The sequence below is a fragment of the Candidatus Methylomirabilota bacterium genome (assembly GCA_036005065.1).
In the GTDB taxonomy this organism is placed as follows: domain Bacteria; phylum Methylomirabilota; class Methylomirabilia; order Rokubacteriales; family DASRDR01; genus DASYQW01.
Genome location: DASYQW010000133.1, coordinates 21,972 through 33,863, shown reverse-complemented (window position 1 = coordinate 33,863; position 11,892 = coordinate 21,972). Strand labels below are relative to the sequence as shown.

Below are 11,892 nucleotides of genomic sequence, written 5' to 3'. Positions count from 1 at the left end.
TAGCCCGTATTATGCGTGAACCGGCGTTTTGCCTGGCGTCCACGCCCGTCACGGCCTTGTAGAGCGCGAATGAGCCCACTCCGAATGGTCGGGCGGCGAGGAATCGCCGCCACGCAAGGGGCGAACCGCTGGGGAGCGCTCATGCCAGGTACTCCAGAGGGTCGCGGAGAGATGGGTGTCCGGCGGTTTCCGAGTGGCTCGGGCGGACGGCCGAGCTTAGGCGGGCGCCGCGCCGACGGCCACGGCGATCTGCCGCCAGGTCGTCAGCCAGGGGTACGTGGTGGGCAGATGCAGCACGATGCGCCGCGCCGAGCGCTCGACCCAGGCCGCCAGCTTGAGCAGCCGCTCGCGCAGGGTGCTGACCTGCGCGTCGGCACACGCCGTGCCCTGGGCATGAGCCTGCAGGGTCTGGAACAGGATGTACGCCGCGGCCGTCAGGAGGACCCGGAACTGATTGGCCGTGAACCGATGACAGCTCGTCCGATCCATCTCCAGCCCGTGATGCAGCTCCTTGAGCCGGTTCTCCATGTCGCCGCGCGCGCAGTAGACCTGGTAGACCACCTCCGGCGGGTCGGGGAGGTTCGTGACGACGAAGCGAGGATTGTTCTTGGACGCGCGCTCGGGATGCCGCACCACCTCGGCCTTGATGATCACCCGCCGCTTGCGCGTCCACTTGCGGGCCGCGTACCGCGTCTCGCCGAAGAGGTGTTCGGTCTGGCCACTGGCCTGGGAGAGCCTTCGGGCCCGGCCCATCAACCGGCGGCTGCGCTTGACCAGGCGGACATTGCTCGCCATGGCCACTACGTACTCGTCGGCCTCGGCGTCCAAGAAGTCCAACACCTCGGGGCTGGCAAAGCCTCCGTCGAGCCGGACCCGGACGATGGCCCGCGGAAAGGCGGCGCGCAGGCGGGGCACCAGCCGTGTCAGCAGGCCGATGGCGCCGCGCTTGGCCGGGCTGTTGCCCGGCCGCAGCACGGCGGCGACCAGATACTGCGTCGGCTCGGCGTTGAACGTCAGCGTCGCCGCCAGCGGCAGGTAGCACCACGTGTCGTAGTGGCCATTGAAGAAGGTGAACTCCTGTTGCCCGTGCGTGGGATCGTCGGTCGGATCGAGGTCGATTGTGATGCGGCGGGCGCGCCCCTTCAGCCGCGCGCGATGGTGCTCGATGACCAAGTCGGCCAGGCCCACGCTCGCCAGGTAGAGCTCCCGCCAGCCCACCGCGTTCTCGAAGCGGGAGAGGGTGGGCTGGGAAGCCAGGGCGGGCCCGGCGAGGGGATCCCGCTCGAGCAGGAGCTTGTGGACCGGGTCCTCGGCCAACCGCGCGGCGTCGTTGCAGTCGGCATACCCGCAGGCGATCCCGTAGACGCGTTGCCGCACCAGCTCGATCAGCTCGTGCTCGACCTTGCCGGGCTGCCGTGGATCCCTCACGCTGTGGGCCAGCCGCTCCGTCACCCCCAGCCGGTCGTCGAGGGCCTTGAGCAGCAGGGCCCCGCCATCCGAGCTCGCGTGAGCCTGGTCGAACCGCGCCATGATCGGCTGCGGCACCCCTTGGAACTCGAAGGTCACCTGAGGTATACAGTCTGTAGCCATCGAGCCTCCTCGCGTTTCGGTGTCGAAGCGCCTCATCACCGCTTCTATAGCACCGTTGAGGGGCTCGGTGGCTCCTTTGTTTCATCTTTCACGCATAATGCGGGTTAGGCACCACGCGCCCCGAGGTACTTGTCGATCGAACACTGAAACATTGGCAAGCTAGCAAGACTATGCACTAGACCGTTGACGAACTGGAGGAGCGCATTCTTCGTGGACGTGTAGTATCTGGGGTCGCGGCCAGCATACGCTTCTTGAGCCAGATACCAGTTGTCGCTTAGGACGACCAGGCCGTGCAGGTGCGCTGGTACTTCGCGCGTGGCCCTCGTGAGGCTGTCGGCCAGGCCCTCGATGCTACTCCAACCTTCCTGAGAGAAAGCAAACACGAAGCTCCGGGACGGGGGAGCGGAGATCGTGAACTCGTCGGGCACTACAACAAGCTCAGTCGGGCGCGCTGGGTCCCTCGGTCTGGACAGGTAGCGCACATACCATCGGTGCTTAGCCATGGCGCGGACCCTCTGAACATCTTCGAGGATCTTCTTTAGGTCTCCGGAGCGGAGCGTGGCTTTGACCTCGACCGTCCCATAGACCATCTCGGCTGGGTACACGTACGCAGACAACTCGCGGTGCAGCGGAGAGTTGTGTATCTCGTCATAGATCACGATATCGGTCTGGCTGCTCGGTGGCAGGTCTGGAGCCGAGCAGACGATGAACCCGGTTCCGACGGAGAACTTCCTCGGGAGGACCTTGGAGAGGAAGTCACGCGCGCGTTCCTCATCGTTTGCTCCACGTTCGCCGTAGTGAGGGAGGACTCCACTCAAGACCTGTGACTGAAGGTGAAAGAGTTTCTGCAGCGTGTCGTAGTATGCCTCGACGCCGGGAGTCTGTGGGCCAGTGCTCATCTTCTTCCTGTGTGCCTAACGTGAGTTAGACAGAACTGTATAACACCCCCAATACGGCGGACTTTCGCAGTCTATCACGCCGGCCGGGGCGACGGGTTCAGCCTGCTATCACCTGATCTGGCACGGACTTGGGGTGAACGAGCCACATGGGTTCGTGCCCGGTTACGCGGCGAGGCGCTGCAGCCTAACACGGGAGAGGCGGAGCGCCTGGGCGTTGCGCTCGGGACCATCATGGGGTGAACGCCGGTCGGCCGGACTGCGGACGGCGGCCGGCCCACGGTTCAGGATGTGCCGGCCTGCGCGTCGCGGGAAACACCGCTGCCACGCCCACTCACGGCCCGCTTGCGGGTATTTCCGGGCGAGTGCGTCGGGCAGCGCTCCGTGCGGCGGTTGTGCCGCCGCAACCGGTATCGGGGGGGCTTCCGAGACCCCCCGAGCAACTAGTGGTGGCAGACGACGCAGTCGAGCGGGCCCTTCCTCTGGGCATGGCAGTCGATGCACCAGCCCATCGTGAGGGGGGCCACCTGGGCCACCCGCTGCATCCGCTCGACCGGGCCGTGACAGGTCTGGCAGGCGAGGCCGGCCGCGATGTGACGCTTGTGCGGGAAGTACACGAAGCCGGGCACCTTGTGGATCCGTACCCACTCGATCGGCCGCTTGTCCTTCCAGTGCCCGTGGAGCTTCTGGACCTCGGGATTGCCCTGGGCGGCCACGATCTTGTGGCATCCCATGCAGCGCTCGACGGACGGGAGGCCCGCGTAGGGAGACCGGCGGGCGTCGGCGTGGCAGTACTGGCAGTCGATCCGGTAGGACCCGGCGTGGATCACGTGGCTGAACTCGATGGGCTGCTGAGGAGGCGCCGCCACTTGCGCCACGGCCGGGGCCGGCTCGGGCCGGTAGGGCGGATCGGCGAAGGTCCGCACGTAGGCGATGATGTCGCGGATCTGGCGGTCGGTGAGCGGGGGCCGGAAGGCCGGCATCTGCGGCGCCAGCCCGACCGAGCCGGCCCCCTCGCTGATGACCTTGAAGAGGAAGTCGTCGGGCAGCGGGTTCAGGATCCGCCCGTCGGTGAACGGTGGCGGCTTCACCGGGAGGGCCGCGGCGGCGGGACCGTCGGCCTTGCCGCCCTCGCCGTGGCAGCTCGCGCAGTATCGGTCGAAGTCGGCCTTGCCGGGATGGGCCTCCCGGGTCGGCCGGGCCGGCTGTCCCACGGCCAGCCAGGCCGCGGCGCCGAGCACGAGGCCGGCCAGCGCGAGCCCGCCGAGCACCCGGACGCCGGGCGTCACGGCGCCCCGTCCGGGAGGTCCGACTCGAACACGATCTCGTCGCGGTCGTTGACGACGAACGCCTCGTAGAGGACGAACTCCACGTCGTGCTCGACGAGGAAGCGGGTGAGCCGCGCCACTTCGACCGGGTGGGCGTTCAGGTGAAAGGACAACGCCAGCTCGTCCTCCTCGTCGTACGCGAGCAGAGCCCAGTTCCCGACGATCAGGATGTCGGCGTCATCCTGGAAGGTGACGCCACCCTCGAAGACCTCCGCCTCGCGCGCGAGGTCGTAGATCCGTCGCAGCTCGCGGTGCTTGTCTTCGGCCGGGAGCATCCGCCTCTACGGCAGCATCCTGCCCTAGAGTGCCCCTTCTGCCTGCAGGTCCGCGACCGCGCGAGCCACTGCCTGGGCCGTCTCCTCGATCTCGCGCTCGCCGTGGACCGTGGAGACCCAGCCGTGGTAGGCCGACATGTCCACCCCGTGGAGGATCAGCGCACAGCGCCACTTGTGGTAGAGCGCCGGGTTCTTCGGGGGGCCTTCCCGGCCCGGGGGCCCCTCGAGCGAGATGTGACAGATCGAGACATCGCCGTAGGCGACGCACGGGGTTCCGGCCTTGCGGAAGACCTCGTTGAGGGCCTGGCGCAGCTCGGCCCCGCGGGCGTTGGCCGTCTCGTGGAGCTTCCCGTCGGCGATCTGCGAGAGCATGGCGATGCCGGACGCCGCCGAGAGGGGGTTCGAATTGAACGTCCCGTTCTGCGCGACGCGCTGGGTGCGATTCCACTGGGCGTCGGCGCCGAAGGCCATGAGGCTCACCAGCTCGCGCTTGCCGCAGACCGCCGCCCCGGGGAGGCCGCCCGCGACGATCTTGGCGAGGGTCGTCAGGTCGGGCGTGACGCCGTAGTATTCCTGGGCGCCGCCCGGGGCGTAGCGGAAGCCGGTGATGACCTCGTCGAAGATGAGGACGATCCGGCGGTCGGCCGTGAGCTGCCGGAGGTCCTTGAGGAACCCGGAGTCGATGGGGGCCGTCCCGGCCTGGGCGCCGCTCGGCTCCAGGATGACCGCCCCGACGTCCTGGCGGCTCGCCACCAGCCGCTCCAGCGCGCCGATGTCGTTCGCCGGGGCGAGGAGCACCTCGCCGAGGACCGGGCCGGGGATGCCGGCGGACATCGGGACTTCGTAGGGCGGGTTGACCCCGGCCGACACGCCGTCGGCCCAGCCGTGGAAGTGGCCGGTGAACTTCACGAGCTTCGGCTGTCCGGTCGCCGCTCGGGCCAGCCGGATCGCCAGGTGCGTCGCCTCGGTGCCGGTCATGGTGAAGCGGACCAGCTCGGCCGACGGGACGATCCGCGTGATCCACTCCGCCCACTCGACCTCGAGCTCGTGGCAGGCCCCGTAGTGCGTCCCGCGCCCGATCTGGGCATGGACCGCCTCGACGAGCGTCGGGTGGGCGTGGCCGAGGAAGAGGGCGCCGTGCCCCATCCAGTAGTCGATGTACTCGTTCCCGTCCACGTCCCACTTCCGTGGTCCGGCCGCCCGGCTCACGTAGAGGGGAAAGGGCGTCAGGTGCCGGCTGTCGTGGGTGATCCCGCCCGGGATCACGCGGCAGGCGCGCTCCCAGCGCGCCCACGAGCCGGGCCGGGTCTTCCGGTAGCGTTCCAGCAGCGTCTCCGCCATGTCGTCTCCCTTCAGGTCGAGGTCGCCCGAGGCGCCCGCCCGCGCCGTTCTCGAAGGTGTTCGGTCAGTTCCCGCAGCGTGCCGAGGAGCGTCTGGTGCAGGCTGAGCGGCATGCTGTCCACGCTCGGTCGGGCCGCCCCGGTGAGCCCGTCCACGCCGCCCGCCGCCACCATGGCGCGGGTCAGCCGCCCTTCCTCGTCGGGGGTGTGGAGGAGGTCGCGCCCGGTCCGGAGACCGAGGTGCGCGGTCAGGCCCCAGGCGCCCCAGTTCGAGGTCCCGGCCACGATCAGGTGATCCGTCCGCACCACCGACGCGATCCGCGCGCCGAGCGCGACGTCGCGGCCGACGCGGGCGCGCACGCGCCCCATCCCGATCTCGTTCCCGCCGTCTCCGATGCCCACGGTCACCGTCCCGGCTCGCCGGCCGCGGAAGAGGGCGTCGAGCGGGGTGTTCCAGGCCGCGACGGACCCGCCGCGCGCGTTGTAGTAGTCGCCATCCGCCGCCCGCCCGGGTCGCTCGACGGCGACGAGGTGGGAGGGGCGGAAGGTCCCGAGGGCGCGCCGGGCTTCGGCGACGGCCGCCACCGGCTCCGCCGGCACGGCGACGAGGTCCAGGGGCTCCCGCAGGACCTTCAAGCACGCCTCCAGGATCGGCAGCACCGGAGGATCGGCCAGGTAGACGACCTCGGCTCCGAGCGCGCGCAGCCCCCGCCCCAGGACGACGGTGCCCGAGGGCCCGTCGGTCTCACATCCCCACTCCCGTTTTGGGACGAAGCCGGTCACGAGCGCCACCCGCGCGGCGCCGGCCAGGCTCTTGGCCGCTCCCGCCATGGCCCCGGGGAGCAGCAGCCGGGCGATGCCGCGCCCGGCGGGATCCAGCGCGCAGAGAGTCTCGATCGGATCAGAGGCGGGGCCCATGAGAACCCTCACAGCCTATCAGAGAGTCCTCGGCCCGACAACCCGGGCGGCACGGCCGGCGAGGCCTGCGCCGCCTCGGGTGGCGCGGGGCCACGCGACGGGGCGCCGGGTTACCCCTCCACGCCGGCCAGCCGCGCCCGGGTCAGGGTCTCCCGGGCGATGGCGACGTGGACCGCGTCGATGAACTGGCCGCCGAGGCTGAGGGCGCCGGCGCCGGCCGCTTCCGCCTCCTCGTACGCGGCGACCACTCGCCGGGCCTCGGCGATGGCCTCCGGGGAGGGCGTGAAGAGCCGGTTGACCACCTCGATCTGCTTGGGATGGATCACCGCCTTCCCGTCGTACCCGAGGTCGGCGGCGAAGCGGGTGTGCGCCTCGAGCCCGGCGGCATTCCCGAGCTCGAAGTAGGGCGTGTCGAGCGCATCGAGGCCAGCCGCCCGGGCGGCGAAGAGCACCTGGCTCAGCCCGTAGAGCTCGGAGGCGCGGCTCGGCACCAGCCGCCCGCGCGTCTCGCGGACGAGATCACCGGCGCCGAAGAAGAGCGCGGCGTTCCGCGGCGAGCCCCGGGCGAGCGCCGCCACGTCGAGCACGCCCACCACCGTCTCGATGAGGAGATGGAACCGGATGCGCCCGGGCTCGAACCCCGCCGCGCGCTCGAGCCGGGTCACCTCGTCGTCTATGCGGCGGAGCTCCGCGGCCGATCCGGCCTTCGGCAGGAGGAGCGCGTCGGGCGCCGCCGGCACGACCGCAGCCAGATCGTCCCGGCCGTAGGGGCCCTCCAGCGGGTTCACGCGCACGACGCGCTCGTGGCCCCGGAAGTCCACCCGCCGGAGCGCGGCGACGACCCACTCGCGGGCCTGGGGCTTCTGGACCGGCGCCACCGCGTCCTCGAGGTCGAGGATCACTCCGTCGGCCTCGGTGGCGATCGCCTTGGCGATCCGCTCGGGCGTGCTTCCCGGGACGAAGAGGAGGCTGCGGCGGAGCCGGAGCGGCATCAGGTCAGCAGCTCGCCAGGGCTCAGCTCCCGAGCCGGGGGGAGAGCACCCGGAAGCCCGCGCGCGTGAGCGCCCCGACGATCGGTCGCGGATCGCACGGCGAAAGCCGCACGCTGAAGATCGTCTCGCCGGCCGTTCCCGGCACCGCGCCGACGCTCATGATCTGGCCCTGGTTCCGGCGGATGATGTCGACGACCTTCTCGTAGGCGTCGGGGCCTCCCGGCACCGCGACGTCCAGGCGTGTGGACTGGGCGAGGAGCCCGAGCAGCTCCACGAGCACCGCCAGCAGGTCCGTCTCGGTGACGATGCCGACGAGCCGGTCGCCGTCGACCACGGGGAGGCAGCCGATCTTCTTGACCACGAGGAGACTCGCCGCGTCCTCGACCGGCGTGTCGGGGCGGATCGTCGTGAGGTGCTCGCTCATCAGCTCGGCGACCGTGGCGTGGGCCAGCCCCGGCGCGAGCAGGACGGGGCGGAGGTCGCGGTCGGAGAGGATGCCCACCAGCCGTCCCTCCGCCAGCACGGGCAGATGCCGGATGCGGCGGTCGCGCATCAGCTCGTAGGCCCGGCGGGCGGACTCTTCGGGGCTGACGGTCACCAGGTCGGTCGACATGATGTCCCGGACGGCAAGCGCCACGGCCTCGTCCTCCTAGTAGGCCAGGGCGACGCCGTCGCCCCGCGGATCCGCGCCCCCGGCCAGCAGACGGCGGCCGACGTCCCGCCGAACCGTGAGGGCGTGGGCGTGCCCCATCGTCACCGCCCAGTCGGCCACGACGTCGAGGGGGTGGCCGCGGCGGCGGAGTGTCGCCAGGACGCGGGGGCCCACCCGTGCCTCGATCCGGAGCCGGTCATCCGGATCGGTCGGGCGCATCCGGCCCTGGATGAAGCGCGGTCGCTCGATCGCTTCCTGGAGTCTGGATTCCGTCACGGGCTCTCAGGTGAACAGGCGGGTGATCTCGTCCCGGTCGAAGCGGGGCATCTCGCGCGCGCGACCGCCGGCGGCCAGCGTGACCCCCGCCTCCCGAGGAACCACTCGGCCGATGAACGCGCAATCGATCCCCTCGCGCGCGCACGCGTGGAGCACGGTTCCGGCGTCCGCCGGCCCGAGGGCGATCAGCAGGGCGCCGGACGCGATCGTCCCGAGGGGATCGAGCCCGAACTCCCCGCAGAGGGCCCGACCTTCGGGGAGGAGCGGGATCCGCTCGGCCTCGACGGCGAGGCCGACCCCGGCGGCGTCCGCGAGCTCCCAGAGCGCGGTGGCGAGCCCGCCCTCGGTCGGATCGTGCATGGCGTGAAGCGGCGCCAGGTCGGCCGCCAGACCGGCCTCCGGCACGACGGACAGCTGCCCCAGGTACCCGCGCGCGCGGGCCAGGACCGCGTCGGCGTAGCCGCGCGCCCGGAGCTCGGCCGCCCGGGCCCGGGCGATGATCGAGGTCCCCTCGAGCGGGATCCCCTTGGTGAGGAGCAGGGCGTCGCCCGGCCGGGCCCCGCTGGTCGTGACGAGACGGTCCTTGGCAACCTCGCCCAGCATGGTGCCGACGACGATCGGCCGGTCGAGACCATGAGTGACTTCGGTGTGGCCGCCCACCAGCGAGACGCCGAGATCCCGGCAGGCGGCGCCGAGCTGTCCGAAGAGCTCCTCGACCGAGTCCTCGGAAGTCCGGCCCTCCGGGAGCAGGCACGTGGCCAGGAACCAGCGCGGCGGCGCCCCCCGGACGGCGAGGTCATTCGCGTTCACGACGAGCGCGTACCAGCCGAGGTCCTCGGTCACGAAGGTGATGGGGTCGGTCGTGGCGACGAGGTAGCGGTCGCCCATGTCGATGACGGCGGCGTCCTCGCCGATGCGGGGGCCGAGGACGACCCGCTCGTCGAGCGTCACGTGCTTGTCGAAGAGACCCGCCAGCAACGCGGCGGGAAGCTTCCCGACCGGCAACAGAGTCATGCGGAGGCGACGGGTCTCGTCACGGCGCCAGGTAGCGCTCGGCGGTGCGCACCAGCACCTGCACGCCGATCGGCAGGGCGGCCTCGTCGAAGTCGAACCCCGGCGAGTGGTGCGGGTGATTCAGCCCCCGCTCGGGGTTCGCCGAGCCGACGAAGGCGAAGCAGCCCGGGACCGCCTCGAGGAAGTACGACATGTCCTCGCCCCCCATCAGGAGGTCCGGAACGACGATCCCACGCTCCCCGACGACCGTCACCGCCGCCTGGCGCACGAGGTCCGTCATCGCGGGATCGTTCACCGTCGACGGGTACCCGAAGTCGTAGTCCGCCTCGACCTCGGCGCCGAAGGCGGCCGCGACCCCGCGGGCGATCCGCTCGATGCGGCCCGGCAGCTCCTGGCGGAGCTTGGGGTCGAAGCTGCGCACGGTCCCGGTCAGCGCGACCTCGGGCGCGATCACGTTGTAGCGGAAGCCGCCCTGGATGGTGCCGATCGTGACCACCACCGGCGTCGTGGGCGCGACCTCGCGCGACGAGATCGCCTGGAGCGCCGTCACCAGGTGAGCGGCGACCAGGATCGCGTCGATCGTCTGATGGGGGGCGGCCCCGTGTCCCCCGCGGCCTCGAACGACGAGCGAGACCCGATCGGTCGCCGCCATGATCGGCCCCGGCCGGAGGGCGATGGTGCCGACCGGGTAGTCGTTGAGAAGGTGGAGTCCTACCGCCGCGTCCACCGGCGGGCCGTCGAGCACGCCGCTCTGGATCATCGGCTCGGCGCCCCCCGGCCCCTCCTCGGCCGGCTGGAAGACGAACTTCACGGCGCCGGCGAGCCGCTGGCGCCGCGCCGCGAGGACCTCGGCGGCGCCGAGCAGCATGGCCACGTGGCCGTCGTGCCCGCAGGCGTGCATCTGTCCCGGGTGCCGCGAGGCATAGGGCGCCCCGGTCGCCTCTTCGACCGGCAGACAGTCCATGTCGGCCCGCAGGAGGAGGGTCCGGCCCGGACCGGCGCCCCGGAGCAGTCCGACCACGCCGGTCTTGGCGACCTCGGTGCGCACGTCGAGCCCCAGCGCCCGCAGGCGCTCGGCGACGAGGGCGGCCGTCCGGACCTCGGCGAAGCCCGGCTCGGGGTACTGGTGGATCGTCCGCCGGACCGAGGAGAGCTGGGGGGCGAGGCGGCTCACCTCGGGATCGAGCGCGTCCGACGCGTCGGGGGTCCTGCTGGACATGGAGACCTCGTTTCCTCTGGATGGGAGCGCTCGCGTCGCTCGATCGGTCCGCGCCCTCGCGGGGCCACGAGCGGTCCCAGTATAGCGTATCGGGTGCGCCTCCGGCGCGCGCTCCCGTCCCATCGTTGCTATGATCGGGGACGATGCTCGGGCTCCTCGAGTGCATCCCCAACGTCAGCGAAGGCAAGGACGCCGAGGTGCTGAACGCCATCGCCGGCGCCATCCAGCGCGTGGCCACGGTACGGCTCCTGGATCGGCACGCCGACCCCGACCACAACCGCGCCGTCTTCACCCTCGCCGGCCCGCCGGAGGCGGTCGTCGAGGCGGCGCTGGCGGCCGGGCGCGAGGCCGTGGCCCGGATCGACATGCGCGCCCACGCGGGCGTCCACCCGCGGATCGGCGCGGTGGACGTGGTGCCGTTCGTCCCGCTCGACGGGTGTACGATGGCCGACGCGATCGCAGCGGCGCATCGGTTCGGCCTGGCCTTCGCGGCAGAGACCGGCGTTCCGGTCTTCTTCTACGGCGCGGCGGCGCGCCGCCCCGAGCGGCGCGAGCTCCCCCAGATCCGGCTCGGCCAGTACGAAGGGTTGCCCGCCCGGCTCGCCGACCCCGCGGCCGCGCCCGACACCGGCCCGGCCAGCTTCGTCCCACGAAGCGGCGCCACCGCCGTGGGCGCCCGAGAGCCGCTCGTCGCGTTCAACGTGTGGCTGGACACCGACGATCTCGCGGCGGCGCGCGCCATCGCCCGCGCCGTGCGGGCGTCGGCGGGCGGGCTCCCCGGTATCCAGGCGATGGGCGTCCGGCTCGCGAGCCGGGGATGCACCCAGGTCTCGATGAATCTGACCGACCTCGGGCGGACCTCGCTCTGGGCCGCCCTCCAGGCCGTGACCCAGGAGGCCGCGCGTCGCGGCATCGCGATCCGCCGGTGCGAGCTCGTGGGACTCTGCCCGGAAAGGGCGCTGACCGAGTTCCGCGCCCGTGGCCGGGACCTTCCGGGATTCGGCGAGGACCGCGTCCTCGAGCGGGTCCTCGCGCGAGCTGTCTGACCGCGGGCGGGCATTTGCCCGGGCGGCGGGGGATATCCCCCGCGGCCACCGTCCCCGGACGCATCCCCGTCCGCTAACACCGCGATCTCTCGACGTTCCGGTGGGCGGGTCATGCAGGCACGCCGGTTGCTCTTTCCTCGTCGAGAGCTTCTCACGCTTGCCTGACTGTGTGACGCGCTCCCGACCAACGCGGCGCCGGTCAGGGGACCGACGCCCCCGCCTCCGGGGGCGTCGGCGTCTCAAGCCCCTGCCGGCAGGGACACCTCGGGGGACCGAGTGGAAAGCGCCCTTCGTCTCACGGAGGCCGCGTCAGGCGCCGTGAAACAACACGCTGGGCAAGACCCTC

The 11,892-nt window shown here is 71.5% G+C and carries 12 protein-coding genes; 1 reads left to right on the top strand and 11 read right to left on the bottom strand.

Annotated features, from left to right (window positions below):
- Positions 1–216: 216 nt before the first annotated feature.
- From VGW35_09705 to VGW35_09655, 11 genes are all read right to left on the bottom strand, one after another.
- On the bottom strand, positions 217–1,590 hold the full coding sequence (locus tag VGW35_09705; GenBank protein HEV8307930.1) for an IS1380 family transposase: 1,374 nt from the start codon (positions 1,588–1,590) through the stop codon (positions 217–219).
- Between the two features lie 104 nt (positions 1,591–1,694).
- Entirely contained in the window at positions 1,695–2,489 is a 795-nt protein-coding gene (locus VGW35_09700; protein HEV8307929.1) for a DUF6602 domain-containing protein, read from the bottom strand.
- A gap of 440 nt (positions 2,490–2,929) precedes the next feature.
- Positions 2,930–3,775: a c-type cytochrome gene (locus VGW35_09695; GenBank protein HEV8307928.1), complete on the bottom strand. Its 846-nt coding sequence runs from the start codon at positions 3,773–3,775 to the stop codon at positions 2,930–2,932.
- On the bottom strand, positions 3,772–4,089 hold the full coding sequence (locus VGW35_09690; protein ID HEV8307927.1) for a hypothetical protein: 318 nt from the start codon (positions 4,087–4,089) through the stop codon (positions 3,772–3,774). The genes VGW35_09695 and VGW35_09690 overlap by 4 nt, the downstream gene beginning before the upstream one ends.
- A 24-nt stretch (positions 4,090–4,113) precedes the next feature.
- A complete protein-coding gene (locus VGW35_09685) occupies positions 4,114–5,430 on the bottom strand; it encodes an aminotransferase class III-fold pyridoxal phosphate-dependent enzyme (GenBank protein ID HEV8307926.1) in 1,317 nt (438 codons plus the stop codon).
- An 11-nt stretch (positions 5,431–5,441) separates the two neighbouring features.
- Positions 5,442–6,347 carry a DUF4392 domain-containing protein gene (locus VGW35_09680; GenBank protein ID HEV8307925.1) on the bottom strand — a complete coding sequence of 302 codons (906 nt, stop codon included), beginning with the start codon at positions 6,345–6,347 and terminating at the stop codon, positions 5,442–5,444.
- Between the two features lie 110 nt (positions 6,348–6,457).
- Positions 6,458–7,339 (bottom strand): CoA ester lyase, encoded by an 882-nt coding sequence (locus VGW35_09675; protein HEV8307924.1) that lies wholly within the window; start codon positions 7,337–7,339, stop codon positions 6,458–6,460.
- A 22-nt stretch (positions 7,340–7,361) separates the two neighbouring features.
- Positions 7,362–7,976 (bottom strand): CBS and ACT domain-containing protein, encoded by a 615-nt coding sequence (locus tag VGW35_09670; protein ID HEV8307923.1) that lies wholly within the window; start codon positions 7,974–7,976, stop codon positions 7,362–7,364.
- Between the two features lie 12 nt (positions 7,977–7,988).
- Positions 7,989–8,267: a gamma-glutamyltransferase gene (locus VGW35_09665; GenBank protein HEV8307922.1), complete on the bottom strand. Its 279-nt coding sequence runs from the start codon at positions 8,265–8,267 to the stop codon at positions 7,989–7,991.
- A 6-nt stretch (positions 8,268–8,273) separates the two neighbouring features.
- Positions 8,274–9,281, bottom strand: a complete 1,008-nt coding sequence (locus VGW35_09660) for an AIR synthase family protein (GenBank protein HEV8307921.1) — start codon at positions 9,279–9,281, stop codon at positions 8,274–8,276.
- 19 nt (positions 9,282–9,300) lie between these two features.
- Positions 9,301–10,500 (bottom strand): amidohydrolase, encoded by a 1,200-nt coding sequence (locus VGW35_09655; GenBank protein ID HEV8307920.1) that lies wholly within the window; start codon positions 10,498–10,500, stop codon positions 9,301–9,303.
- 143 nt (positions 10,501–10,643) lie between these two features.
- Between VGW35_09655 and ftcD the strand changes: the two genes are divergently transcribed.
- A complete protein-coding gene (gene ftcD / locus VGW35_09650; GenBank protein ID HEV8307919.1) occupies positions 10,644–11,546 on the top strand; it encodes a glutamate formimidoyltransferase in 903 nt (300 codons plus the stop codon).
- The last annotated feature ends 346 nt before the right edge of the window (positions 11,547–11,892 follow it).

What these genes read in the sequence shown, in the direction of transcription:
- VGW35_09705 (HEV8307930.1), bottom strand. Translation starts at nt 1,590, where the DNA reads ATGGCTACAGACTGTATACCTCAGGTGACCTTCGAGTTCCAAGGGGTG.
- VGW35_09700 (HEV8307929.1), bottom strand. Translation starts at nt 2,489, where the DNA reads ATGAGCACTGGCCCACAGACTCCCGGCGTCGAGGCATACTACGACACG.
- VGW35_09690 (HEV8307927.1), bottom strand. Translation starts at nt 4,089, where the DNA reads ATGCTCCCGGCCGAAGACAAGCACCGCGAGCTGCGACGGATCTACGAC.
- VGW35_09685 (HEV8307926.1), bottom strand. Translation starts at nt 5,430, where the DNA reads ATGGCGGAGACGCTGCTGGAACGCTACCGGAAGACCCGGCCCGGCTCG.
- VGW35_09680 (HEV8307925.1), bottom strand. Translation starts at nt 6,347, where the DNA reads ATGGGCCCCGCCTCTGATCCGATCGAGACTCTCTGCGCGCTGGATCCC.
- VGW35_09675 (HEV8307924.1), bottom strand. Translation starts at nt 7,339, where the DNA reads ATGCCGCTCCGGCTCCGCCGCAGCCTCCTCTTCGTCCCGGGAAGCACG.
- VGW35_09660 (HEV8307921.1), bottom strand. Translation starts at nt 9,281, where the DNA reads ATGACTCTGTTGCCGGTCGGGAAGCTTCCCGCCGCGTTGCTGGCGGGT.
- VGW35_09655 (HEV8307920.1), bottom strand. Translation starts at nt 10,500, where the DNA reads ATGTCCAGCAGGACCCCCGACGCGTCGGACGCGCTCGATCCCGAGGTG.
- ftcD (HEV8307919.1), top strand. Translation starts at nt 10,644, where the DNA reads ATGCTCGGGCTCCTCGAGTGCATCCCCAACGTCAGCGAAGGCAAGGAC.